The following is a 23739-nucleotide window of genomic DNA, read 5'->3' on the forward strand; positions in this document are numbered from 1 at the left end:
AACCTACAGCCACGCGGGTTCTCGTATCCTTGGCGGCGCCGCGTGGACCATGGCGAAGCACTGGCGGATAGGCCGTCGGTCCGGAGCCGGCACGCGGTTCCGCCGCGACAGGCGTCTGACGCGTAACCGGTGACGGGATCGAGTAGGTCGGGCCGCTGGTGGAGCTCCAGCGCGTCCGGTGCCTCAAGCAGATCCGCCCATCGCGGGGCCGCGCGGCGATTGGCCGCGAGACGACCGCCGCCGGATGCGGCGGCTTCACCATCTGTCCCGCGTAACGGGGATGAAAGGCGGGCGAAAAGTGGTCGACTCGGCGGACCGGTAACGGTAGATGTGTCTCATGACCTCACCGCTTGAAGAACTGTTGCCCGCCACCCAACGAGCCCTGCTGCACCGCATCGCCGTCGCACAGGCCGAAGGGCGTGCGCCTTCGCTGGTCGCGGCGGTGGCGCGGGAGGGACGGATGGTGTGGACGGGCTCCCGCAGTTCTGTGGACGCGCACGCTCCGGACGACGGCACCCAGTACCGCATCGGCTCGATCACCAAGACCTTTACCGCCGTACTGGTGCTGCGACTGCGCGACGAGGGACTGATCGACCTCAATGACCCGCTGGAGAAGCATCTTCCGGGCACGGGCGTCGGCGAGGTCACCATCGCTCAGCTTCTCGGTCACAGCGCGGGACTGGGCGCGGAGACTCCGGCGCCCTGGTGGGAACGGACTCCCGGCACGCTACGTCCCGAACTTGCCGATGTCCTCGGTCAGCAGCCCGTACTGCACCCCGCAGGCCGGCTTCACCACTACTCCAACCCGGGTTACACACTGCTCGGTTCTCTGGTCGAGGCGGTCCGTGGAGCGTCCTGGGAGGAGGTGCTGCGGCGCGAGGTTCTTGAGCCGCTGTCCTTGGACCGTACGACCTGCCGGCCGGTCGCTCCGTATGCCGGAGGCTGGGCCGTGCATCCCTGGGCCGATGTGATGCTGCCCGAGCCGAGCGAGGATCTCGGTCTGATGGCACCGGCCGGTCAGCTCTGGTCCACCGCTGCCGATCTCTGCCGCTTCGCCGTCTTCCTCGCCGACGGCGACGAGAAGGTCCTGAGCGCCGACTCCGTAAGGGAGTTGCGGACGCCGTCCGTGCCGTCCGAGCCGGATGGCCGGGACGGTGGCTACGGGCTCGGGACACAGATTGTCCGCCAGGGCGGCCGGACGCTGACCGGGCACACGGGCTCACTGCCGGGCTTTGTCGCAGGTCTGTGGGTGAGTGTGGCTGACGGAGTGGCCGCCGTGGTGCTGGCCAATGCCACCTCTGGGCCGCTCGCCGGTTCGATCGCCGCCGATCTTGTCGCCATCGTGGCGGACGCCGAGCCGCGGATTCCCGCGCCATGGCGGCCGCTGCCCGAGGTCGATCGGACGCTGCTGGATCTCACCGGGCCGTGGTACTGGGGCACTCGCTCTTTCGGGCTGAAGCTGACGGCGGACCGTGGCCTGGAACTGCAACCGCTGCGCGGCATTGACCGTGGATCCCGCTTTGTGGCCCAGCCCGACGGTAGCTGGATCGGGCTCGACGGCTACTACGCGGGGGAGACCTTGCGCGTGGTGCCTCGGGTGGACGGCTCGGTGAGCCATCTCGACCTCGCCTCGTTTGTCTTCACGCGTGAGCCGTACGATCCCCGCGCGGATGTGCCCGGCGGTGTGGACAAGGAGGGCTGGCGAGGCTTGGCTCTGTGAAACGAGCCAGATGTTTCACGTGAAACAGTCGAGGCACCAGCCCTTCAGGCCATCAGCTCCCGCTTCGTGGCGTACGGAAGCGTGGCGTGATCCGCGCCTCGCTCACCCAGGCCGGCAGCCGGGCCGCCTCTGTCCCGACGACGCTGGCGGCGCGGTCCTCGCTGATCCCGTGCACCGAGCGCTCCTCGGTTCAGAGCTGGAGTTTGAATCCCACATGAGAGGCGGTGAAGCCGAGCCGCTCATAGAAGCGATGGGCGTCGGTGCGGCTGGCGTCCGAGGTCAGTTGGACCAACTGGCAGCCCTGGCGGCGGGATTCGCCGACCGCCCACTCGACGAGCAGGGTGCCGAGCCCGCTGCCGCGCTCATCGGCGTGGATACGTACCGCCTCGATGACCGAGCGGGTGGCGCCGCGCCGGGACAGTCCCGGGACGACCGTGAGCTGTAGCGTCCCGACCACCCGGTCGTCACGTACGGCCACCATCACGTGCTGGTTCGGGTCGCGGGCCAGCCGCTCATAGGCGGCGTTGTACGGAGTGAGGTCGTCGGGGGACTCGCGCTGCGCGCCCAGCGGATCGTCCGCCAGCATCGCCACAAGGGCAGGCAGGTCATCGGGTGCGGCGGGCCGTATCTCCAGATCGCTCATGATCCGCAGACTATGCCGGACAGCCTACGCGGGGACCCGTAGCTCCTCGACGGCCCGGACCAAGGGTGCGAGTTCGGGATTCCTCGCTGCTTCGTCAAGAGCTTCGCGCAGCGCCTTGTCATTGGTGGGACGGGCTTCGGCGAGCAGAGCCAGACCGTCCTGGGTGACGTCGGTGTAGATGCCACGGCGGTCCGTGTCGCACAGATACCGGGTGAGCAGACCCCGGTCTTCGAGGCGCGAGACCAGCCGGGTGGTGGCGCTCTGGCTGAGGACAACGGCGTCGGCGACCTGCTTCATCTGCAGATGGCCGCCCGGTCCGTCGTGCTGGCGGCTCAGGACGTCGAGCAGCGAGTATTCGCGGACACTCAGATCGTGCCCCGACTGGAGCGCACGCTCGATATGCGCCTCGATTCTCCCGTGCAGAAGGGAGAGCGCCACCCAGCCCTGGGCAAGAGCGGTGAGCGCCGGGTCCGTCGCTGTCATGCGTCTGTCCTCCATCGGCCGGAGCGGCTCTGCTTCAAGAGTAGAGGAACGGTGCAATATACGGCGTATGCAATTATTGCTTCTGGCTCCGTAAGTCAGCCCGTTGCCAGGCTCAGCGGCGCGAACCGTCTCGTCCAGTCACCCGGCAGTTCCGGGATGCCGTACGTCATCACGGTGGTGCGGATGGCCGACTCCAGGCCGTTTTCCTTCAGCCAGTCCAGCAACTCCTGGTGGCGTACGTCGACGTCCATCCGTACCGGCCGGTCCGAATCCATGGCCAGCGAGCAGACCAGCGCCTTTGCCGTCTCCACGTCCGGGGCGACCACCGGGCCGATGACATCCGTCTCCGGAGTGGGCCAGGCCGCTGCGTATCCGGTGATCGTGGAGCCGTCCTCGGCGACTCTGAGCCGGTCCGCGAAGGCGGGAAGCCGCGCGATCATGGGAGTGCGGTCCACCCCGAGGACTTCGGCGTCCAGACGTGCGAGGACCGGCAGGTCCCCAGGGGCCGCCGGTCGGGTCGTCGGCAACGGCTCGCGCCCAGGGATACGGAAACGCCCGCCGATCCGCTCCGCTCCGCCGGAGTCGGTGAAGCCGAGTTGCTGGTAGAGCGGCCGGCCGTATTGCGTGGCATAGAGCGCGAGCGGAGTGTCCCCGGCCTCACGCAGTACATGGACCATCAGCCGTCGTCCAAGCCCCTGCCGGGCATACCTCCCGGCGACGAGCATCATGCCAACGGCGGCGAGGTCCGGACCGAACGATGTGACGACGCATGCGGCGGCCAGGCCCTTGCCCTCCGGATCGTCGATGCCATATCCGGTGCCCGCCGTCAGCAGCAAGCGCCACTTGTGATCTTCGCGCGCCCAGCCTCGATCCTCGGCGAGGTCTGCGCAGGGCGCCAGATCACCCCTGGTCAGCAGCCTGATCGGCAGTTCGGATAGCGGTGTCGACATGAAGATCAGGCTGTCGGACTCAGTGATCGTTCGTCCAGCCCTTTACGGGAAGTGGCTGAGATTTGAGGGTGGAAGCACTGGATGAGAGGGCTTGACCGGTGGATAGGTGTTTGCGCGGTTTCACGTGAAACAACGGCGCCTTTCGGAAGGATGAAGGGTGTCCGCTGTCGAGGCTGACCGCACGTACTAACCTCGGCGTACATGGCGAGCGCGCGCAGACTGCATCTCTTCGACCTCGATGGAACGCTCATCCGTGGTTCGGCCGCTGCCGTGGAGATCTCCCGGCAGCTTGGGCTCAGTACCGAAATCGCCGAGCTGGAGAGCGAGTTCCTGACACGGGGACTGGCGCCGGACGAGTTCGCGGTGCGGGCCCGGGAACTGTGGGCCGAACTCACCCCGGTTCAGTTGTCGGCCGCCTTTGACGGCGCACCCTGGCTGGACGGCATCCGCGAGGTCTGGGCCGACATCCGGAAACAAGGGGATTACTGCGCCGTTATCTCCCTCTCGCCCGACTTCTTTGTCACACGACTGCTCGACTGGGGAGCGCATGCCGCGCACGGCTCCCGGTGGCCGGTTCTGCCTTTCACCGAGCCGGTCGACCGAGCGGGCATTCTCAACGCGGCTGCGAAAGTGAAGATCGCGGACCGGCTGTGTGCAGAGTTCGGGGTGAGGCTGGACGACTGTGTTGCGTATGGTGATTCCATGTCGGATGCGGAGATCTTCACGGCGGTCCCCAGAGCGGTGGCGGTGAATGCGGATCACCACCTGTTGGGGCTCGCCTCGCACTCGTACACGGGAGGCGATCTGCGCGAGGCCTACGAACTGGTGCGCCCACGGCAGTAACTGGGAAGCCGTCAGCAGTAATACGCTGACCCGGAGGTGTCGCGAGAAACGTGCGGGAAGCCGGGGAATGGGCACAGAGGCAATGCAGCCTAACGCTAAAGCGGTGCGGATGCCCGGACTTCACGCTCTTTGTCCCGCGTGATGAGGTGGCCTGCCATGCTGCGACGACGGGATCTGCGGACAATGTCACACTCCTCCACATCCTGTCCGACTTGGGAGTACGGCGGAGGTTAATGTTGGCGGCCAACAGTCCTAGTCAGAGCGGGGAATTGCTAGCGTATTCCGGGCCAGCGGAAGTGCGGGGACCGACCGAAAGATGTTCGAGGCGAGGCACACCATGGACGCTCCGACCACCACGTCGGCCGACAAGGGCACTTCAGGAGACAGCGGAGGGAGCGGCTGGTTCGCACCCCGTAAGGCACCGGGCGGCGAAGGCCGGCCGGGCTCCGGGTCAACACCTGGGCCGACAGGCCGTGGTGAGGCGGCGGGCCGGGACCGAATATCCGTCCCGAGCCGCTCACTCGCTTCCATACGCCCGGTAGGTTCCGGGGCGACCCGTCCCGTACCGCCGCGGCGTGAGGATCCCGTAGGGCATGAGTCCCCGGCGGATCCCGTCTCCCGCCGGCCGGCGCCACCGGACGATGTCCCCGACGCCTTCCGTCCCCGCAACAAGGGACTCCGTGGCGGCGACGGCCCGGCCGCTCATCCATCGGTGCACGAAGGCCCCGGCGCGACGGCCCGGAGCAGCGGCGGGCCCGCCTCCGAAGCGGCTGCCGAAGCCGCCGTACGATCTGCCGGCGCGCGTCCCGAGCCCGCGCGGCCCGACTCCGTACAACCGCCCGCGGCGCCAACCCGGGCCGTGTCGCCCGCTGCCGGACCAGGCGAAGCCGCCGGGCCCGAGGACGGGCCGCGCAACGTCGCGTCGCCGCCACCGGAAGCGCCCGTGTCGGCCGCGCTGCCACCGGAGGCCCCGGCCCCGAAACCGGCCGCCGACCAGGGAGCCTCCGCCGCCGACCGCCAGGCGTCACCCGACGCGATCCTCATCCGCCGCACTCTGGCCGAGATCGCTCCCGTCGCGGACCAGGTCACCTCCTACTTCTACGCGCTGCTCTTCGTCCGCCACCCGGATCTGCGCAATCTGTTCCCCGTCGCCATGGACGCCCAGCGCGACCGGCTCCTCAAAGCGCTGCTCACCGCCGCCGAACACATGGACTCACCGGCCGTCCTCACCGACTATCTTCGGCAACTGGGCCGAGGACACCGGAAGTACGGCACTCAGGCCACGCACTACCCCGCTGTCGGCGAGGCCCTCATCGGCGCGCTGACCCGCTATGCCTCCACCACCTGGGACGACGCGACCGAGGAGGCCTGGGTCAGGACATACACCACCATCTCGCAGATCATGATCGACGCGGCGGCCGAGAACGAGGCGCAGGCTCCTGCCTGGTGGCAGGCGGAGGTGGTCTCGCACGAACTCCGGACCTCCGACATCGCCGTGGTCACGGTCCGCCCCGACCAGCCGTATCCCTTTCGCGCCGGGCAGTACACCAGCCTGGAGACTCCCTGGTGGCCGCGCGTGTGGCGGCACTACTCGTTCGCGTCGGCGCCCCGTCCGGACGGTCTGCTCGCCTTCCATGTCAAGGCGGTCCCCGCGGGATGGGTGTCCAACGCCCTGGTCCATCACGCCCGCCCCGGCGATGTCCTGCGCCTCGGTCCTCCGGCCGGCTCGATGACCGTCGACCACAGCACGGACAACGGCCTGCTCTGCCTGGGCGGAGGCACCGGTATCGCCCCTATCAAAGCGCTGATCGAGGACGTCGCCGAGCACGGGCACCGGCGCCAGGTCGAGGTCTTCTACGGAGCGCGCAGCGATCAGGACCTCTACGACATCGACACGATGCTGCGGCTGGAGAGCGTGCATCCCTGGCTCGCGGTGCGCGCGGTGGTCGCCGAGGGCCCCAGCCTGGGCCTCACGGGACAGCTACCGGAAGCGGTGCGCGACTACGGCCCGTGGCATGAGTACGACGCCTATCTGTCCGGCCCGCCAGGCATGATCCGCAGCGGGCTCGACGCGCTCAGGGGCGCCGGAATCCCGTCGGAGCGGATCCGCCACGACTCCCTCGAAGAACTGGTCAGGGCCTGAGCCCTGTCCGACACATCCCGCCTGGCCCGCGACGCCCGGCAGGTACACGCGCCGCGTCGGCGGAGGCATGCGTGTACGGCCGGCCCCGGGCTGCTGGTCCGGGATCATCCGAGGTCGGGGGCGTGCATCGCGCGCACACCTTCGATATTGCCGTCCAGATAGTGGCGCAGTGACAGCGGTACGAGATGAACGGCCGCGATGCCGACCCGGCTGAACGGCACCCGGACGATCTCGTACTCTCCGCACGGCTCCTCGATCTCGGGGCCGTGCCGCAGGGAGGGGTCCATCGACTCCAGCCGGCAGACGAAGAAGTGCTGTACCTTCACGCCGGTCACGCCGCCCTCGGCGATGTGCTCGACGGTATCGACGAAGCAGGGCACCACGTCGATGATCTTGGCTCCGAGCTCCTCGTCCACTTCTCGGTGGAGCGCGTCGACGACTGAGGCGTCTTCCGCCTCCACCCCGCCGCCAGGGGTGATCCAGTAGGGATCCACCCCGGGCTTGGTGCGTTTGATCAGGATCAGGTCGTCGCCGTCGAGCAGGATGGCGCGTGAGGTGCGCTTGACCACGGGCCGTTCGGTCATGGGAAGAGGTTGGCCCGTGACGCCCGTTCTGAAACTCTCGTCGGCTCCGCTGTCACCAGTCCACCGCAGCGCGCAGCAGCCACTCGTGCGCCCGTGAGACCGGCGGCAGAGTGAGCGTCCCGGTGCGTACGACCAGGAAATACGTCCGCAGCGGGGGCACCGGCGGATCGAGCAGGGCGACCACTTCTCCGCGCTCCAGCGCTCCCTCGCAGAGATAACGCGGCAGCACGGCCAGGCCCGCTCCCGCCGCCGTGCACTCCAGGACGGCCCGCAGATCCGGGGCGATCACGGTCCCCGCGGCGGCCGGCCGGGAGTCGAAGACGGTCGCCCAGTAGCGGGAGACAAACGGCAGTGACTCATGCACCTCCACCACCGGTAGTTGCTCCAGCACCACGTGTCCCTCGCGCAGCACGTTGTGTCCCAGTCGTGCCGCCCAGCGCGGCGCGGCGATCAGTACGTGCTCCTCGTCGCAGAGCGGAGTCGCGGTCAGCAGTCCGCCGCGTGGCCGGGCCGTGGTGATGGCCAGATCATGATGTCCGGCGGCCAGCCCTTCCAGGGTTTCCTCGGCGTTGCCGAAGAAGGAGGTGCGCAACGCCAGTCCCTGGCTGGTCAGCGGGGTGAGCGCGGGAAGGGCCCGCAGGGAGGTGAACTCCGGAGGTCCTGCCAGGTGCAGCGTGCGTACACCGGATTCCTCGTCGAGGCCGGTCTCGGCGATTTCGATCAGCGCGTCGAGATGAGGAGCCGCCCGGTGCGCGAGTTCGTCGCCGATCGTGGTGGGCGTCACGCCCCGGGCCTGGCGCAGAAAGAGCGGTCGGCCGAGTTGCCGTTCCAGTGTCCGGATCTGACCGGTCACGGCGGGCTGCGAGAGGCCCAGCAGGGCCGCCGCGCGGGTGAAGGAGCCGGCTCGGTGCACGGTGACAAAGGTGCGCAGCAGAGCCAGGTCCATGTCCCGTGCTCCTGTCCCGAACCTCGTCCCCGTGGCATCTTCGAACGGTCAACTATAAATAAGTCGATAGGTTGCTGTCGCTACTGTGATTGGACACTGACGCAGAGTCAACTAGCCTTGGGCGAGTGGTTCTCCGCGCGTGGAACCTGGGACGGTCCGAGCCACGAGGGGGGAGGCTCGGACCGTCCGTCCGATAACGCCCCAGAGCTCAGGACGCCGCTTCGTCCAGGGCACGCAGCACATCCGCGATCAGGTCCTCGGTGTCCTCGGCTCCGACGGAGAACCGGATGAAGCCCTCCGGTACGGCGTCGCCGCCCCACCGCCCGCGCCGCTCCGCGGTGGACCGTACGCCGCCGAAGCTCGTCGCGTCGTCCACCAGCAGCAGTCCGTCGAGAAAACGCTCGGCCCACTCCCGGTCGGGCAGCGCGAACGACACCACGGAGCCGAAGCGCCGCATCTGCCGCGCGGCGACGGCGTACGAAGGATCACCGGGCAGCCCGGGATAGCGCAGCCCGCTCACCTCGTCGCGCCCCTCCAGCGCCCGGGCCAGCTCCAGCGCGCTCGCGCACTGCCGGTCGGCGCGTAGCTGGAGAGTGGCCAGCGAGCGGTGTGCGAGCCAGGCCTCCATCGGCCCGGGAATGGCCCCGACGACCTTGCGCCAGCGCCGAACACCCGCCGCCAGCTCCGGATCCACGCAGGTCACATGGCCGAGCAGGATATCGCCGTGGCCCGTCATGCCCTTGGTGTCGCTGGCCACCGAGAAATCCGCGCCCAGCTCCAGCGGCCGCTGGCCGAGCGGCGTGGCGAGGGTGTTGTCGACAGCGACAAGCGCGCCGGCGGCATGAGCCTCGCTCACCGCACGCCGTATGTCGCAGACGTCGAGCCCGGGATTGGACGGCGTCTCGATCCAGAGCAGCCGGGCGCCGTCGAGGACCCGTAGCTGGGCATCACCGCCGGTCGGCGCGGTCCGCACCGTCACGCCGTACGCCTCAAGACGCTCCCGCAGCAGTGGCAGGGCCTGATATCCGTCGTCCGGCAGGACGACCGCGTCGCCGGCCCGTAGCTGGGAGAAGAGCACCGCGGAGATCGCGGCCATCCCGGAGGCGAAGGCGATGGTCTCCACCGGCTGCCCCGGCGCCTCCAGCTCGCCGATGGCCCGTTCCAGATGGGTCCAGGTCGGGTTCTCGTCCCGGCCGTAGGTGTACGGTCCCGTCGGCTCGCCCGGCAGATGGAAGTGGGCGGCGAAAACCGGTCCTGGCAGCGTCGGTTCGTACTTCACCGGGTCAGGAAGCCCCGCCCGTACCGCCCGTGTGCCGTCCCCGATGGTCATGACGCCTCCATGATCGTGTTTCTCACGGTGGCGAGCAGCGCGAGGCTCGCCACCTCCACCGGCCGGCGGCGGATGGTGCCGGCGCGGTCCAGGCAGGTGCGACAAGTGGGACTCATGGCGCCGTCAGTCCTTGTCGTCGGGGAGTACGACATGCAGCGCCCACGACACGATCGAGATGATCAGAGCACCGAGCACCGCGGTCCAGAAGCCTTCGACATGGAAGCTCAGATCCAGCTTGCCCGCGAGCCACGAGGTCAGCAGCAGCATCAGGGCGTTGATCACCAGGGTGATCAGCCCCAGGGTGAGTATGAACAGCGGCAGTGTCAGTAGTCGCACCACTGGCTTGACGAGGAAGTTCACCAGGCCGAAGAGGAGGGCTACGAGCACCAGCGTCAAAGCCTTCTTGCCGGTGCTGTCACCGGCGAGGTCGATGTCCTGGATCAGCCAGATCGCGACCGCCAGTGCGGCGGCGTTGGCGATCGTCTTGACTACGAAATTCTTCATGGTCTGATCGTGGCATGAAGGCATTCCGACTGGATGAGCTGGAGGCGGAGCGTGCCGCCAACGACGGGGCGTATCTGCAGTTTGTGCGGGAACGCAACATGTCTGTGGGGCTGTACGCGCTGGACGCCGGTGAGACCGACCCGCAGCAGCCGCACCGGCAGGACGAGGTGTACCTCGTCGTGAGTGGCCGGGCATCGATCACCGTCGGGATGGAGACGACACACGTCGGCCGGGGCAGCGTCGTCTATGTACCGGCCGGAGTCGCGCACAAGTTCCACCACATCACGGAGGATCTGCGGGTGATGGTCGTGTTCTCTCCGCCCGAGGGCTGACCGTGATCCCGGTCCCGCTCGATCCGCTCCGGCCTCTCCGACCCTCAGGTCCGTCTCAGGGTGGGATCAGGGAAGACCGGGGGACGCGAGTCCGCCGCGGACGCTTCCTCGCCTCTAGCATCAGGTGAGTCAGGCAGATATCTGAGGTATCGGGTGAAGCGAGGTAGGGACGATGGCGGTTCGGGACATTTTCACGGGGATGCCGTGGTGGGTGAAGTGGATCGCGGTGCCTGTGATCGCCATCGTCGTGTTCGGCGGACTGATCGTCAGCGTGGTCGCGTTCGTGATCGGCATCCTCTTCAAGTTGCTGATCTTTGTGGCTCTGGTCGGTGGACTCATCTACGTCGTAAGGAAGTTCATGTCGTCCTCGTCGTCCCATGGCGACTGACAGGAGGCTGACAGTCAGTGCGGCCGTTAGCCCGCGCGAGGGAAAGGTGAACGGCAAACCAACTCCGGACCCGGCCTGGCCCTAGAGTGACTGCTCTCCGCCGCGCTCCGGAAAGTCACCTTCGAATTCGCTCTGACCATTGGTTTGTGCGATTTTCCGGGCGGGGTCTCAGGGTTCCTCGGGTCCGCCTCAGGGCTCCTTCGGTCCCTTGGTCCCCAGGGGTGCGGTGGGCGCGCGGGGGCGGCCCCCGCGGGCGGGCCCGTGCCCGTCAGCACGCCTGGGGATGACCTTTGGCCACAGCTACAAGAACCGCAGCCCCTACCCTGATCGGATCGGTGCAGCGAGCGCTGCGACTACTGGAGTCCGCGGGCTCCCATCCGGACGGAGCCCCCGCGAAGCAGCTCGCCCGCGAGGCCGGTCTTCCGCTGCCCACTGCCTATCACCTGTTGCGCACGCTGGCGCACGAGGGCTATCTCCGTCGCGAGAGGGGTGTTTTCGTCCTCGGTGACGCTGCGGAGAACCTGGGCCACGGGAGAGGCCTGCAGAATCGTCGCAGCAAGATCGCTGATTCGATCGGCCACTGGCGCGACACCATCGGCGCCCCGGTCTACTTCGCGCTCTACCACGAGGGTGAGATCGATCTGGTCGCCGTGGCCGACAGTCCCTCGGCTCCCGCGGTCAACGAATGGGCCGACTTCCGTGAGACGGCGCACGCTCATGCGATCGGGCAGTGTCTGCTGAGTCAACTCGACGACGAATCCCGGCGCGATCATCTGGACCGCCACCCTGTCCGTCCGCTCACGTCCCACACCGTGCCGGACCGAAACGCCCTGCTGAAGCGCCTCGGGTCCCTGAGACGCATGGAGCCGGTCGTGGCACGACAGGAGTACGCGCTGGGCACGCTCTGCGCGGCCGTACCGGTCACCGCCGGAACCACGGCCGCCACTGTGGCCATTTCTCTACCACTCGATCAGCAGCAGAGACTGCTTCCTGCGGCAGAATGGTTACGCAGGGAGATCGGTTGCATGCTGAGCGCGTTCGCCTTCTCTATCAGTATCTGAAAAATTACTCCTTGTGATCCGCTAGCGCGTACAGGACTATTGCGTCAAGAGGGTCCAGGGGGATCATTCCCAGCCACAGCTTCATCTACTCCGGAGTGCACGATGCGCGAGTCGGTCCAGGCCGAGGTCCTGATGAGCTTCCTCGTCTCCGAGGAGCTCTCGTTCCGGATTCCGGTGGAACTCCATTATGAGATGGGGGATCCCTACGCGGTGCGCATGACCTTCCATCTGCCCGGCGACGCTCCTGTCACCTGGACCTTCGGCCGCGAACTGCTGCTCGACGGCATCAACACACCCAGCGGGGACGGCGATGTGCGTATCGCGCCGACCATGCCCGAGGACCTCTCCGATGTTCATATCCGGCTCCAGGTCGGTGACGACCGCGCGCTCTTCCGTGTGAGCGCGGCGCCGCTCGTGGCCTTCCTCGACCGGACCGACCGACTGGTTCCGCTCGGCCAGGAGCGCACGCTCGGTGACTTCGAAGGCAGTCTGGAGGAAGCGCTCGGCCGCATCCTCGCCGAGGAGAACGCCGGCTGAGCGAGATCGCCGGGCGGTACGGCCCCAAGCGCCTGGTGCGGACGCTCTATTTCTTGTGGCGTCGGCCCCTGCCACCGGCTCCGGACACACGTGCACTCTGTCCGGGCAGTGAGGGGGCCGTCGCGGGGCCGGCGGGCTTCGGCTCCGTGCTCCCGGATGGCCCCGACCGGTCGGCGGAGACCACCAGCGCCGCCAGAGCCGTTGTCACCGGGACCGACGCGACCAGGCCGATCGAACCCACCAGGGTTCGCACGATCTCCTCCGCCACCAGCTCACTGTTGGCGACGGTACTCACGCCCGACTGCGCGATCGAGAACAGCAGCAGAAGAGGCAGCGCCGCGCCCGCGTAGGCGAGAACGAGCGTATTGACCACCGAGGCGATATGGTCCCGGCCGATCCGGATCGCCGCCCGGTAGAGCGCGCGCGGCCCCATGGACGGGTCCGCCTGATGCAGCTCCCAGACCGCTGAAGTCTGCGTCACCGTCACATCGTCCAGTACGCCGAGCGAACCGATGATGACGCCGGCCAGCAGCAGACCGCTCATATCGATCCCTGGATAGAGACCGTGGATCAGACCGGTGCTGTCGTCGGTGTTGCCGGTCAGACTCGCCCAGCCGATGAAGAGCGATCCCAGCAGCCCGATCAGCAGCAGCGAGATCAATGTGCCGAGGACGGCGACTGAGGTACGGGCCGTGAGGCCATGGCACATATAGAGCGCGATCAACATGATCGCGCTCGCCCCCACCACGGCCACGACCAGCGGATTCGAGCCCTGCAGTATCGCGGGCAGGATGAACAGCGTCAGTACGGCGAACGAGACGGCGAGCGCGACGAGCGCCATCACTCCGCGCATCCGGCCCACCACGACCACCGCGAGAGCGAAGATCCCGGCCAGCAGAGCCATGGGAAACGCACGGTTCACATCGGTCACGGAGTACTGGAGTTCATGGGGCGCGTCGGGTGCGTACGCCACCATCACGCCTTGTTTCACGTGAAACTGCCGAGGCGCGTCCGGCTGGACGATCTCGATAAAAGTCCGCCCTTTCTCCTTACCGGTCGTGACCTCGATCGTGGCCTTCGCGCAGTCGCCTGTCTCCGTTGGCCGCGCCGCGCTGCCCGGAGGTGTCGACGCGGGGATCTGAGAGGCGTTGACGTCCTTGCAGTCGACCTGCTCGATCTGCACCACCCGGCCCTGCTGGGTCTGCCGGTCGAAGCCGACACCGCTGCGCTCATGCGAGGGCGCGCCACCTGGCCAGAGCACGGCGAGGCCGACGACTACCGCAGCCGCGAAGGGAATCAGGACCGCCGCGATGACCTTGCGAAGGTGCCGGGAGACCGGTTCTGCAGGCTCATGACTGTGTGAGTGGCCATGTGGCTGGCGAGTCTGCTGGGGTGAGGTCACTCCTGAATCATCGCAAGAAGGAAGAGGCCCTCTGTTCAGCGCGCCCAGAGGAGCGCTAGCGTGGAGTCACCTTTGCACACGCGGGAGCTCGGAGCACCGGGCTGAGAGGGCGCTGACTGTGTGGTCCCGGGGACATCCCCTGGACACCTGCGCTGCGCCGACCGCTGAACCTGTTACCGGGTAATGCCGGCGTAGGGAGTAGGTCTCATGACCGTTCAGGACGCACACACGTCTGCCTCCGACTCGGGGAATCCGAGTGAGGCCGAAAGGTCCATCGGCTGGCACAAGGGATATGTCCAGGGCTCGCGCCCGGACATCCAGGTGCCTGTCCGCCAGGTGCACCTCACCAACGGCAAGGACGTGACGCTGTACGACACGTCGGGGCCATACACCGACCCCACCGTCGAGACCGATGTACGCCGCGGTCTCGTGCCACTGCGGGAAAACTGGATCATCGGGCGCGGCGACACCGAGGAGTATGCGGGCCGGCCCGCTCGCCCCGAGGACGACGGGCTCAAGCACACCTCACCGCGCGGAGGGCTGCGCAACCTCGACGCCGTCTTTCCCGGCAGGCCCCGTCAGCCGCGCCGGGCACGGAACGGGCAGTCGGTGACGCAACTCACCTATGCCCGTCGCGGGGACATCACTCCGGAGATGGAGTACGTCGCGATCCGGGAGAACGTGCCACCGGAGGTCGTCCGCGAGGAGATCGCCGCGGGCCGCGCCGTCCTGCCCGCCAATGTCAATCACCCGGAGATCGAGCCGATGATCATCGGCAAGCGGTTCCTGGTGAAGGTCAACGCCAATATCGGCAACTCCGCGGTCACCTCCTCCATCGAGGAGGAGGTGGACAAGATGACCTGGGCGACCCGCTGGGGCGCCGACACGGTCATGGACCTCTCCACCGGCCGCAATATCCACACCACGCGCGAATGGGTGCTGCGCAACTCCCCCGTCCCCATCGGGACCGTGCCGCTCTACCAGGCGCTCGAAAAGGTCGATGGCAAGGCCGAGGAGCTGACCTGGGACATTTACAAGGACACGGTCATCGAGCAGGCCGAGCAGGGCGTCGACTACATGACGGTCCACGCCGGTGTGCTGCTGCGTTACGTGCCGCTGACGGCTCGCCGCAAGACGGGCATCGTCTCCCGCGGAGGCTCGATCATGGCCGCCTGGTGCCTGGCGCACCACAGGGAGTCGTTCCTGTACGAGAACTTCGAGGAGCTGTGCGAGATTCTCGCGTCGTACGACGTGACGTACTCCCTCGGTGACGGTCTGCGGCCCGGCTCCATCGCCGACGCCAACGACGAGGCGCAGTTCGCCGAGCTGCGCACGCTGGGCGAGCTGAACTCGGTCGCCAAACGGCTGGGCGTACAGACGATGATCGAAGGCCCGGGCCATGTCCCGATGCACAAGATCAAGGAGAACATCGACCTCCAGCAGGAGATCTGCGAGGAGGCGCCGTTCTACACACTCGGTCCGCTGACGACCGATGTGGCCCCGGCGTACGACCACATCACCTCCGGCATCGGTGCGGCGATGATCGCCTGGTGGGGCACGGCGATGCTCTGCTACGTGACTCCCAAGGAGCACCTCGGGCTGCCGGACCGTGACGACGTCAAGACGGGCGTCATCACCTACAAGATCGCGGCGCATGCGGCGGATCTCGCCAAGGGCCACCCGGGCGCGCAGGACTGGGACGACGCCCTCTCCGACGCCCGCTTCGAGTTCCGCTGGGAGGACCAGTTCAATCTGGCTCTCGACCCGGACACGGCCAGGGAGTTCCATGACGAGACCCTCCCGGCCGAACCGGCGAAGACCGCGCACTTCTGCTCGATGTGCGGTCCCAAATTCTGCTCGATGAAGATCTCGCAGGACATCAGGGCCCGGCACGGCGGTGATATGCAGAGCGCCGAGATCGAGGCCGGTATGGCCGAGAAGTCCAAGGAGTTCGCCGCGGCCGGCAACCGGGTGTATCTGCCGCTGGCGGAGTAGCGCCTGCCCTTTTCCGGCACCACGGGTGCCTCCGGCCCGCGCCACAGCGGGCCGGAGGCACGGCGTCTGTTGTGTGAGCCGGTGAGAGCGCGGGTCTCGGACCGGCCGTGGTCGATGGCGAACCGCGAGCCGGAGTCGCTACTCCGGCTTGTGTTCCGGTCCGCCGAAATCGGGGCTGGTGAAGTCCGGGCTGGTGAAGGACGGACGCCGGCCGGTGGTGGAGCCTTCGTCCGGGCTGCTGAAGTCGGGCCGGCTGTAGCCGACCTTGGGAAGAGGCCGCACCGCGCGGGGCGGGCCCGGTGCGGCCGGGTCGGCGCTCGGATCGGCCAGAGCGGCCCGCAAAAACGGCAGAACGCCGCGCTCCAGCAGAGCGTGTCGCCAGGCTTCTCTCGCGCGAGCCACCTCGTCCGGCAGCTCGCCGTCCGACTCCTCCGCCGGGAGCTGGGTGGCACTGTTGCGCATGGCTGTGATCAGCAGACCTACCGCGGCCGCCAGGATGCCGATCGCGGTGACGACGCCGAAGAACCAGCCGACGGCGAGCAGGGTGTCGGCGAAGGCGGGCGGTGGGCTGAGTGCTTTGAGGAGATAGCCGACGAGCAGGAAGATCGCCGCGGCGGTACCTCCGAGGACCGGGACCAGGACGGTGATGACGGCCATGAGCCCCGCACCGGAAGCGGTCGCGCGACCCTCGGCGGGGTCGAGGACGGAACCGCGGACGGAGTCCGGCGAGGCAGGTGTACGGAACTCCTCGCGCACACCGGTGTAGTGCTCGTACTCGGCTGCGGCGGCCGTGGTTATCAGTGCCGTGGCGTTCAGGGCCATGGTGCGTAGCTGCTCGGTGTTGAGCCGCTTCCCGGCCACGGCGAGATCCGGTCGGTCGTGTGCGTTGCGCAGCGCGTCGTCGAGGATCCGCTCGAAATCCACGCGATCCTCGCTCAGCAGGTGCGGAGCGCTTTTCATGTGCATCCCCCGATGCTCCGTAGGGCCGGTCGGCCCACGTGTAGCGGGCAGTTGGCGAAAGCGGAGGAGAGCCTGCTACGGATAAGCCGATGGTAGAGCTGTTTTGGCGTGAGGTGACAGGGGGTTTGCGTAAATCACCTGCCGCGCGTTGTTTCAGTTGTGCAGAGGAAGCTGGACCACCAGCAGTTTTCCTGCCATGGTCACTCCGCCGTCCATCGCGATGGCAAGGCCGTCGGCATATACGTGTGGCCCTTCCACCACTGGTCCCCTGTCCTCTTCGCCTTCCGAGGCTTCCTCGGTGCCGACTTCGCCGAGCAGATAGGGAATGGGGCTGTGGCCGTGGACGACGCGCTCTCCGCCGTACTGGGAGAGCAGTTCCTGCACGGCTTGTGGGCCGCCCTCGTCACGGAACGCGAAGCGCTTGGTGAGCTTGCGGAACAAATCCCAGCATTCGTCGGCGTCATTGCGGGTGAGGATCTGATGGACGGTGTCGTTGACGTCCTCGATGGTGGATCCGTAGTCCAGATACGCGGTTGTGTCGGAGTGCATGAAGAGGTGTCCGTCCTCCTCGACCACCGCGTCGAGCCGCGACATCCATTGCAGATGGACATCCTGCAGGCGTTCCATGTCGGCTCTCTGACCGCCGTTGAGCAGCCAGGCGGCCTGGAAAGTGGCAGTGCCCGCGCCGGAGTTGACGGGTGTGTCGCCGAACCGCTTGGCGCCGATGAACAGGAGTTCATGATTGCCCATCAGGGCCTTGCAGTAGCCGCCGGCCGCGGCGGCCTCCGCGGAGAGCCGCATGACGAGATCGATGACGCCGATGCCGTCGGGGCCGCGGTCGGTGAAGTCGCCGAGGAACCAGAGGCGGGCGGTGCCCGCCGCCCAGTGGCCCTCGGGATCGACGAGGCCCTGTTCGGCCAGGGAGCCGAGGAGTTCGTCGAGATAGCCGTGGACGTCGCCGACGACATAGAGAGGTCCGAGGCCGCCGGGTCCGGCCGACTCGGCCGCGAGGTGTACCTGGACGGTGTCTTCTACGTTGATCACCGGGAGATCGCGTTCGGTTGGTGTGTAACCCTCGGGCAGTTCGTCGTCCGGGATCGCGTTGCCGGGATGCCCGGACAGGCTGCCGGTCGCCGGGACGGACTGCTCGGGCTGCCCGGACTGCACGGGAACCTGTGCGTACGGCGGGACGCGGAAGTCGCGCAACGTCGCCGTCCGCACCGCGGGTCCCTGGCCGGCCCCCTGTGTCATCGACCCCTCCACCACCGTCGCGCCGCCGTACACCTCTCAGGCCCGCCTGGTCGGATGGGGCTGAGCCCATCGGAGGTAAGGGAAGGTCCGTGGTGTCGTGCGCCCATCATAGGAACGCCGCTCCTCCTGTGTGACGCACCAGGGGTGGTGAATCCGATTGCACTTGTGGTTCACCGGCTGTTTTAACGCCGATCGCCCGAAATGAGAAAGGTCTGGGCCTTCGGTGGGGCGCCCGGGGGAGGGCTGTGACTCCCCCGGGGCGCCGCTCAGTCGCTCGCGGGGGACCTCGGGGCGCTGACCGTGGTGCGTGGCGGGCGCCGTTGGGAGGAGGTCCGGACGATCAGTTCGGTCGGTATCACCTGCTCGACCGGCCCGTCGGTTTCGATGCCCTCGATGGCGTCGATGAGGAGCTGGACGACGGCGGTGCCGATACGGCGCGGTTTGAGCGAGAGCGTCGTGATGGGCGGTTCGGTGGAGGCGTAGACGGTGGACTCGCTGCAGCAGACCAGCAGCAGATCCTCGGGTACGCGCAGTCCGTACCGCCGGGCGGCGGCGAGCAGATCGGTGCCATTGGGGTCGAAGAGCCCGTAGACGGCGTCGGGGCGGTCGGGACGGGCCAGGAGCCGGTCGGCGGCGACGGCCCCGGCACACGGGTCGTGGGCGGGATAGGACTCGTAGACCGGGTCCTGGCCGACGCGTTCGCACCAGCGCAGATACGCGGTGGTGGAGAGCCGGGTGTAGGTGTCCGTGGTGGTGCCGGTGAGCAGGCCGATCCGGCGGGCCCCGGCGGCGGCGAGGTGGTCGAGCAGATCGAGGACGGCCGCTTCGTGGTCGTTGTCGACCCAGGCGGTGACGGGAAGGGTGCCGGCGGGCCGGCCGTCGGAGACGACGGGCAGGCCCTGGCGGACGAGTTCGGTGACGACGGGGTCGTGGTCGGACGGGTCGATGACGACGGTTCCGTCGAGTGCGACATTCGACCAGACGTCATGGCGGGATGTGGCGGGGAGGATGACGAGGGCGTAGCCACGGGCGAGCGCGGCGGAGGTCGCGGCCCTGGCCATCTCGGCGAAGTAGGCGAACTCGGTGAAGGTGAAAGGTTCATCCCCGTACGTCGTCACGGTGAGGCCGATGAGCCCCGATTTGCCGGTACGGAGGGTTCGGGCCGCCGCGGACGGCCGGTAGCCGAGGCGCTCTGCGACTTCTCGGACATGGCGGCGGGTGGCGTCGGGTAACCGCCCCTTGCCGTTGAGCGCGTCCGAGACAGTCGTGATGGAGACACCGGCGGCGGCGGCAACGTCCCGGATGCCCGCCCGACCTTGCCGGCTTCCCCGGCGCGTTGTGTCCGTCCGGCTCACCTGGTGTTTCCCTGCTGCTGTCATGGCGAGCCGATAGTAGGGCTCGGGCGGGCGGTTGGGACGGTCACACATTCACCTGGTGGCAGGCACGTTTCTGCATGATCGAAAGTGCCTAGCGGCCTTGGAATTCGACGGGGTTGCGGGGTGTAGCTATGTTCTGCCATGCGTCGAGGGGTGTGGACCTGTCGATAGGTCCATGTTTCGAAGAGGTCTCAACTCACCTCTACGAGGGACGCGCGCCACGGCGCGTGCCACCGGCGCCCGCGAGAAGAGCGAGCGCCCCTCGCTCGGCGCCGCGCTTTCCCCGGTGTCTTCCGCGGTGTCGCTCAATCCTCGGCGCCGGCCATTCGCAGGGGCCGCGAATCCTCATAGGGTGAGCAGTATTGAAGTGCATGGACCCGTGAACGGCCGAGGAGGACCTGCGGTGAGCGATACGAGCCCCAAGCTGCGCGCCGAGCTGGACGGCATCCCCTTGTACAGGCCGGGCAAGCCGGCGGCGTCCGGCGGGCCTGTCGCGTACAAGCTGTCGTCCAACGAGAACCCGTATCCGCCGCTGCCCGGCGTGATGGAGCAGGCGATCTCGGCCGCCGGGGTGTTCAACCGCTATCCGGACATGGCCTGCACCGGCCTGATCAACGAACTGGCCGAACGCTTCGAGGTGCCGGCGTCGCACCTGGCCACCGGCACCGGGTCGGTGGGAGTCGCCCAGCAGTTGCTGCAGGCCACCGCGGGCCCCGGTGACGAGGTCATCTACGCCTGGCGCTCCTTCGAGGCGTACCCGATCATCACTCAGATCTCGGGCGCGGCGTCCATAAGGGTGCCGCTGACCACGGCGGAAGTGCACGATCTGGACGCCATGGCCGGGGCGATCACCGACCGGACCCGGCTGATCTTCGTCTGCAACCCCAACAATCCGACCGGGACGGTGGTGCGCCGGGCCGAGCTGGAACGGTTCCTCGACCGGGTGCCCGACGATGTGCTGGTGGTGCTGGACGAGGCGTACCGCGAGTTCAACCGTGACGCCGAGGTGCCGGACGGGGTCGACATCTACCGTGACCGTCCGAATGTCGCCGTGCTGCGTACCTTCTCCAAGGCATACGGGCTGGCCGGTCTGCGAGTCGGTTTCGCGATCGCACGCGAGCCGGTGGCCGATGCGCTGCGCAAGACCGCGGTGCCTTTCGGTGTGAGCCAGATCGCTCAGGAGGCGGCGGTCGCCTCGCTGCACGCCGAGGACGCGCTGCTGGAGCGGGTCGGCTCGCTGGTGACGGAGCGGCAGCGGGTCCACGAGGGCCTGGCGGGCCAGGGCTGGACCGTGCCCGAGACGCAGGCCAATTTCGTCTGGCTCCGGCTCGGGGAGCGCACGCTCGATTTCGCGGCGGCCTGTGAGGCGGCCGGTGTGGTGGTGCGGCCCTTCGTGAATGAGGGCGTGCGGGTCACCATCGGCGAGCCCGAGGCCAACGACATCTTCCTGGCGGCCGCCGAGGCGTTCCGCAAGGAGCTGTAGACCGGCCGGAGCCGAGCCGGGGTGTAGGCGGTCAGGGGCGGTCTCTTCGAGGCCGCCCCTCGGGCCTCGTGAACGAAGGCCCTGGGCCCGGACGGCCGGTGGCATGTCCTGAGGCACCCCCCCCGCACAAAGATCCGGAAGGGTGTGCGACATAATGCTTGTGAATGTGAACGCGTTCACAAGCGCGTCCCGATTCCTGGCGATACATCCGGGATGAAAAGGGCGAATCGCCTGTGGACACGGCGACGTAAGGAGAGATGACGTGGAACTTGCTCTGGCGCCGGAGACCCTGGCGCGCTGGCAGTTCGGCATCACCACCGTCTACCACTTCCTCTTCGTCCCACTGACGATCTCGCTCGCCGCGCTGACGGCGGGGCTGCAGACCGCGTGGGTCCGTACAGAGAATCCCAAGTACCTCAAGGCCACGAAGTTCTGGGGCAAGCTCTTTCTGATCAATATCGCGATGGGTGTCGTCACCGGCATCGTGCAGGAGTTCCAGTTCGGAATGAACTGGTCCGACTACTCGCGATTCGTCGGCGACATCTTCGGCGCCCCGCTCGCCTTCGAGGCGCTGATCGCCTTCTTCTTCGAATCCACCTTCATCGGCCTGTGGATCTTCGGCTGGGACAAGCTGCCGAAAAAGATCCATCTGGCCTGCATGTGGATGGTCTCGATCGGCACGATCCTCTCCGCCTACTTCATCCTGGCGGCCAACTCCTGGATGCAGCATCCGGTCGGCTTCCGGATCAACGAGAAGGCCGGACGGGCCGAACTCACCGACTTCTGGGCGGTACTCACCCAGAACACCGCACTGACCCAGTTCTTCCACACCCTGACCGCGGCCTTTCTCGTCGGCGGCGCCTTCATGGTCGGGATAGCGGCCTTCCATCTGGCCCGCAAGAAGCACATCCCGGTGATGCGGACATCGCTGCGGCTCGGCCTGGTCACCGTCGTGATCGCGGGACTGCTCACCGCCGTCAGCGGTGACTTCCTGGGCAAGGTCATGTTCAAGCAGCAGCCGATGAAGATGGCCGCGGCGGAAGCGCTGTGGGACGGCGAGGCGCCCGCGCCGTTCTCCGTGTTCGCCTACGGAGATGTCGAGAAGGGCCACAACAGCGTCGCCATCGAGATCCCCGGTGTGCTGTCCTTCCTCGCCAACGACGACTTCAGCTCGTACGTCCCCGGTATCAACGACGTCAACAAGGCCGAGCAGCAGAAGTTCGGTCCCGGCGACTACCGCCCCAATATCCCCGTCGCCTATTGGGGCTTCCGCTGGATGATCGGCTTCGGCATGACCTCCCTCGCCATCGGCCTGCTCGGGCTCTGGCTCACCCGCAGGAAATTCCTGCTGCCACCGGCGCTGCGGACGGGCGAGGACGAGGTACCGCATCTGGTGCTCTTCAGAAGCAAGGCGCTCAGTCCGAAGCTCGCCAAGTGGTACTGGATCACGGCCCTCTGGACACTGCTCTTCCCGCTGATAGCGAATTCGTGGGGCTGGATCTTCACCGAGACCGGACGCCAGCCATGGGTCGTGTACGGAGTGCTGCGCACGGCCGACGCGGTCTCTCCCGGTGTCTCCCAGGCGGAGGTACTCACCTCGATGATCGTCTTCACCCTGCTGTACGCGGTCCTCGCGGTCATCGAGGTCAAGCTGCTGGTGAAGTACGTCAAGGCCGGGCCGCCCGAGCTCACGGACGCCGACCTCAATCCGCCCACAAAGATCGGCGGCGACCAGACGGACGCCGACCGGCCGATGGCCTTCTCGTACTGAGGACTTGAGGAGCTATGGAACTCCATGACGTCTGGTTCGTCCTGATCGCCGTCCTGTGGACCGGCTACTTCTTCCTCGAAGGATTCGACTTCGGCATCGGAATCCTCACCAAACTGCTCGCCCGCGACCGCAAGGAACGGCGCGTTCTCATCAACACCATCGGGCCGGTCTGGGACGGCAACGAGGTCTGGCTGCTGTCCGCGGGCGGAGCGACCTTCGCCGCCTTCCCGGAGTGGTACGCCACCCTCTTCTCCGGCTTCTATCTGCCGCTGCTGCTCATCCTGGTCTGCCTGATCGTGCGCGGTGTCGCCTTCGAATACCGGGCCAAGCGGCCCGAGGAGAACTGGCAGCGCAACTGGGAACACGCCATCTTCTGGACCTCGCTGCTGCCGGCCGTGCTGTGGGGTGTCGCCTTCGGCAATATCGTGCGCGGCGTGAAGATCGACGCGCAGAAGGAATACGTCGGCGATCTCGGGGATCTGCTCAATCCGTACGCGATCCTGGGCGGGCTGGTGACCCTGGCCCTCTTCACCTTCCACGGCACCGTGTTCGCCGCGCTCAAGACGGTGGGAGACATCCGGGTACGGGCCAGGAAGCTGGCGCTCACCCTGGGAGCGGTCACCGCACTACTGGCGCTCGGCTTTCTGCTCTGGACCCAGGCGGACAACGGAGACGCCAAGAGCCTGGTCGCGATGATCATCGCGGTGGCGGCGCTGGCCGGTGCGATCGGGGCCGTCGTGGCGGGCCGCGAAGGCTGGTCGTTCGCCCTCTCCGGGGTGACGATCGTGGCCGTGGTGGCGATGCTCTTCCTGACGCTCTTCCCGAATGTCATGCCGTCCTCGCTGAACGAGCAGTGGAACCTCACGGTCACGAACGCCTCGTCGACCCCGTACACCTTGAAGATCATGACGTGGTGCGCGGGTATCGCGACACCCGTCGTGCTGCTCTACCAGGGCTGGACGTACTGGGTGTTCCGCAAGCGGATCGGTACACAGCACATCGCTGACGCGTAACCGTTGTGCGCGTCCGGTGGGACG

Annotated in this window: 23 protein-coding genes and 1 riboswitch; of the genes, 11 read left to right on the top strand and 12 right to left on the bottom strand. The window is 67.4% G+C overall.

Going from position 1 to position 23739, the window contains the following annotated elements; translation table 11 throughout:
* The first annotated feature begins 337 nt into the window (after positions 1–337).
* A complete protein-coding gene (locus PV679_RS20335) occupies positions 338–1720 on the top strand; it encodes a serine hydrolase domain-containing protein (protein WP_319681749.1) in 1383 nt (460 codons plus the stop codon).
* A 52-nt stretch (positions 1721–1772) separates the two neighbouring features.
* On the opposite strand, the gene PV679_RS20340 is transcribed toward PV679_RS20335, so the two are convergent.
* The 4 genes from PV679_RS20340 to PV679_RS20355 form a co-directional block, all read right to left on the bottom strand.
* Entirely contained in the window at positions 1773–1895 is a 123-nt protein-coding gene (locus PV679_RS20340; protein ID WP_319681750.1) for a hypothetical protein, read from the bottom strand.
* Between the two features lie 15 nt (positions 1896–1910).
* Positions 1911–2363 (bottom strand): GNAT family N-acetyltransferase, encoded by a 453-nt coding sequence (locus PV679_RS20345; protein WP_319681751.1) that lies wholly within the window; start codon positions 2361–2363, stop codon positions 1911–1913.
* A gap of 24 nt (positions 2364–2387) precedes the next feature.
* Positions 2388–2846: a MarR family winged helix-turn-helix transcriptional regulator gene (locus PV679_RS20350; protein WP_319681752.1), complete on the bottom strand. Its 459-nt coding sequence runs from the start codon at positions 2844–2846 to the stop codon at positions 2388–2390.
* A gap of 95 nt (positions 2847–2941) precedes the next feature.
* Positions 2942–3796 carry a GNAT family N-acetyltransferase gene (locus tag PV679_RS20355; protein WP_319681753.1) on the bottom strand — a complete coding sequence of 285 codons (855 nt, stop codon included), beginning with the start codon at positions 3794–3796 and terminating at the stop codon, positions 2942–2944.
* Positions 3797–3997: 201 nt separating this feature from the next.
* On the opposite strand from PV679_RS20355, the gene PV679_RS20360 reads away from it, so the two are divergent.
* Positions 3998–4639 (top strand): HAD-IB family phosphatase, encoded by a 642-nt coding sequence (locus PV679_RS20360; protein ID WP_319681754.1) that lies wholly within the window; start codon positions 3998–4000, stop codon positions 4637–4639.
* Between the two features lie 337 nt (positions 4640–4976).
* Positions 4977–6782 carry a globin domain-containing protein gene (locus tag PV679_RS20365; protein ID WP_319681755.1) on the top strand — a complete coding sequence of 602 codons (1806 nt, stop codon included), beginning with the start codon at positions 4977–4979 and terminating at the stop codon, positions 6780–6782.
* 104 nt (positions 6783–6886) lie between these two features.
* On the opposite strand, the gene PV679_RS20370 is transcribed toward PV679_RS20365, so the two are convergent.
* The 4 genes from PV679_RS20370 to PV679_RS20385 form a co-directional block, all read right to left on the bottom strand.
* Entirely contained in the window at positions 6887–7366 is a 480-nt protein-coding gene (locus PV679_RS20370) for an NUDIX hydrolase (protein ID WP_319681756.1), read from the bottom strand.
* 52 nt (positions 7367–7418) lie between these two features.
* Positions 7419–8312 carry a LysR family transcriptional regulator gene (locus PV679_RS20375; protein WP_319681757.1) on the bottom strand — a complete coding sequence of 298 codons (894 nt, stop codon included), beginning with the start codon at positions 8310–8312 and terminating at the stop codon, positions 7419–7421.
* A 208-nt stretch (positions 8313–8520) separates the two neighbouring features.
* Positions 8521–9642: a cystathionine gamma-lyase gene (locus PV679_RS20380; protein ID WP_319681758.1), complete on the bottom strand. Its 1122-nt coding sequence runs from the start codon at positions 9640–9642 to the stop codon at positions 8521–8523.
* A gap of 123 nt (positions 9643–9765) precedes the next feature.
* A complete protein-coding gene (locus PV679_RS20385; protein WP_319681759.1) occupies positions 9766–10146 on the bottom strand; it encodes a phage holin family protein in 381 nt (126 codons plus the stop codon).
* 14 nt (positions 10147–10160) lie between these two features.
* Here PV679_RS20385 and PV679_RS20390 point away from each other — a divergent pair, with 14 nt between their 5' ends.
* From PV679_RS20390 to PV679_RS20405, 4 genes are all read left to right on the top strand, one after another.
* Positions 10161–10478, top strand: coding sequence for a cupin domain-containing protein (locus PV679_RS20390; RefSeq protein WP_319681760.1), 318 nt, complete (start codon positions 10161–10163; stop codon positions 10476–10478).
* 172 nt (positions 10479–10650) lie between these two features.
* Positions 10651–10866: a DUF5326 family protein gene (locus tag PV679_RS20395; RefSeq protein WP_319681761.1), complete on the top strand. Its 216-nt coding sequence runs from the start codon at positions 10651–10653 to the stop codon at positions 10864–10866.
* A 290-nt stretch (positions 10867–11156) separates the two neighbouring features.
* Positions 11157–11927: an IclR family transcriptional regulator gene (locus tag PV679_RS20400; RefSeq protein ID WP_319681762.1), complete on the top strand. Its 771-nt coding sequence runs from the start codon at positions 11157–11159 to the stop codon at positions 11925–11927.
* A gap of 102 nt (positions 11928–12029) precedes the next feature.
* Positions 12030–12464: an SsgA family sporulation/cell division regulator gene (locus PV679_RS20405; RefSeq protein ID WP_319681763.1), complete on the top strand. Its 435-nt coding sequence runs from the start codon at positions 12030–12032 to the stop codon at positions 12462–12464.
* Positions 12465–12510: 46 nt separating this feature from the next.
* Here the strand turns inward: PV679_RS20405 and PV679_RS20410 are convergent, their stop codons facing one another.
* Positions 12511–13866 (bottom strand): YibE/F family protein, encoded by a 1356-nt coding sequence (locus PV679_RS20410; RefSeq protein WP_319681764.1) that lies wholly within the window; start codon positions 13864–13866, stop codon positions 12511–12513.
* A 70-nt stretch (positions 13867–13936) separates the two neighbouring features.
* Positions 13937–14081: riboswitch (TPP riboswitch) on the top strand.
* On the opposite strand from PV679_RS20410, the gene thiC reads away from it, so the two are divergent.
* On the top strand, positions 14074–15861 hold the full coding sequence (gene thiC / locus PV679_RS20415; protein ID WP_319681765.1) for a phosphomethylpyrimidine synthase ThiC: 1788 nt from the start codon (positions 14074–14076) through the stop codon (positions 15859–15861). Its footprint overlaps the riboswitch before it by 8 nt.
* 138 nt (positions 15862–15999) lie before the next feature.
* On the opposite strand, the gene PV679_RS20420 is transcribed toward thiC, so the two are convergent.
* From PV679_RS20420 to PV679_RS20430, 3 genes are all read right to left on the bottom strand, one after another.
* Positions 16000–16827 (bottom strand): hypothetical protein, encoded by an 828-nt coding sequence (locus tag PV679_RS20420; RefSeq protein WP_319681766.1) that lies wholly within the window; start codon positions 16825–16827, stop codon positions 16000–16002.
* A 147-nt stretch (positions 16828–16974) separates the two neighbouring features.
* Complete coding sequence (locus PV679_RS20425) at positions 16975–18087, bottom strand: metallophosphoesterase (RefSeq protein WP_416069761.1); 1113 nt, start codon at positions 18085–18087, stop codon at positions 16975–16977.
* A 251-nt stretch (positions 18088–18338) separates the two neighbouring features.
* Positions 18339–19451: a LacI family DNA-binding transcriptional regulator gene (locus tag PV679_RS20430; RefSeq protein ID WP_319681768.1), complete on the bottom strand. Its 1113-nt coding sequence runs from the start codon at positions 19449–19451 to the stop codon at positions 18339–18341.
* Between the two features lie 400 nt (positions 19452–19851).
* Between PV679_RS20430 and hisC the strand changes: the two genes are divergently transcribed.
* From hisC to cydB, 3 genes are all read left to right on the top strand, one after another.
* Positions 19852–20931: a histidinol-phosphate transaminase gene (gene hisC / locus PV679_RS20435; RefSeq protein WP_319681769.1), complete on the top strand. Its 1080-nt coding sequence runs from the start codon at positions 19852–19854 to the stop codon at positions 20929–20931.
* A gap of 262 nt (positions 20932–21193) precedes the next feature.
* A complete protein-coding gene (locus PV679_RS20440) occupies positions 21194–22702 on the top strand; it encodes a cytochrome ubiquinol oxidase subunit I (RefSeq protein ID WP_319681770.1) in 1509 nt (502 codons plus the stop codon).
* Between the two features lie 14 nt (positions 22703–22716).
* Positions 22717–23715, top strand: a complete 999-nt coding sequence (gene cydB / locus PV679_RS20445; RefSeq protein ID WP_319681771.1) for a cytochrome d ubiquinol oxidase subunit II — start codon at positions 22717–22719, stop codon at positions 23713–23715.
* The last annotated feature ends 24 nt before the right edge of the window (positions 23716–23739 follow it).

This window comes from Streptomyces sp. AK02-01A, from assembly GCF_033795305.1.
Classification (GTDB): Bacteria; Actinomycetota; Actinomycetes; order Streptomycetales; family Streptomycetaceae; genus Streptomyces.

Coding starts and splice junctions, on each gene's coding strand:
- PV679_RS20360 (WP_319681754.1), top strand. CDS start 3,998: ATGGCGAGCGCGCGCAGACTGCATCTCTTCGACCTCGATGGAACGCTC.
- PV679_RS20395 (WP_319681761.1), top strand. CDS start 10,651: ATGGCGGTTCGGGACATTTTCACGGGGATGCCGTGGTGGGTGAAGTGG.
- PV679_RS20385 (WP_319681759.1), bottom strand. CDS start 10,146: ATGAAGAATTTCGTAGTCAAGACGATCGCCAACGCCGCCGCACTGGCG.
- PV679_RS20420 (WP_319681766.1), bottom strand. CDS start 16,827: ATGCACATGAAAAGCGCTCCGCACCTGCTGAGCGAGGATCGCGTGGAT.
- PV679_RS20350 (WP_319681752.1), bottom strand. CDS start 2,846: ATGACAGCGACGGACCCGGCGCTCACCGCTCTTGCCCAGGGCTGGGTG.
- PV679_RS20345 (WP_319681751.1), bottom strand. CDS start 2,363: ATGAGCGATCTGGAGATACGGCCCGCCGCACCCGATGACCTGCCTGCC.
- PV679_RS20365 (WP_319681755.1), top strand. CDS start 4,977: ATGGACGCTCCGACCACCACGTCGGCCGACAAGGGCACTTCAGGAGAC.
- thiC (WP_319681765.1), top strand. CDS start 14,074: ATGACCGTTCAGGACGCACACACGTCTGCCTCCGACTCGGGGAATCCG.
- PV679_RS20380 (WP_319681758.1), bottom strand. CDS start 9,642: ATGACCATCGGGGACGGCACACGGGCGGTACGGGCGGGGCTTCCTGAC.
- PV679_RS20405 (WP_319681763.1), top strand. CDS start 12,030: ATGCGCGAGTCGGTCCAGGCCGAGGTCCTGATGAGCTTCCTCGTCTCC.
- PV679_RS20375 (WP_319681757.1), bottom strand. CDS start 8,312: ATGGACCTGGCTCTGCTGCGCACCTTTGTCACCGTGCACCGAGCCGGC.
- PV679_RS20355 (WP_319681753.1), bottom strand. CDS start 3,796: ATGTCGACACCGCTATCCGAACTGCCGATCAGGCTGCTGACCAGGGGT.
- cydB (WP_319681771.1), top strand. CDS start 22,717: ATGGAACTCCATGACGTCTGGTTCGTCCTGATCGCCGTCCTGTGGACC.
- PV679_RS20335 (WP_319681749.1), top strand. CDS start 338: ATGACCTCACCGCTTGAAGAACTGTTGCCCGCCACCCAACGAGCCCTG.
- PV679_RS20390 (WP_319681760.1), top strand. CDS start 10,161: ATGAAGGCATTCCGACTGGATGAGCTGGAGGCGGAGCGTGCCGCCAAC.
- PV679_RS20430 (WP_319681768.1), bottom strand. CDS start 19,451: ATGACAGCAGCAGGGAAACACCAGGTGAGCCGGACGGACACAACGCGC.
- PV679_RS20370 (WP_319681756.1), bottom strand. CDS start 7,366: ATGACCGAACGGCCCGTGGTCAAGCGCACCTCACGCGCCATCCTGCTC.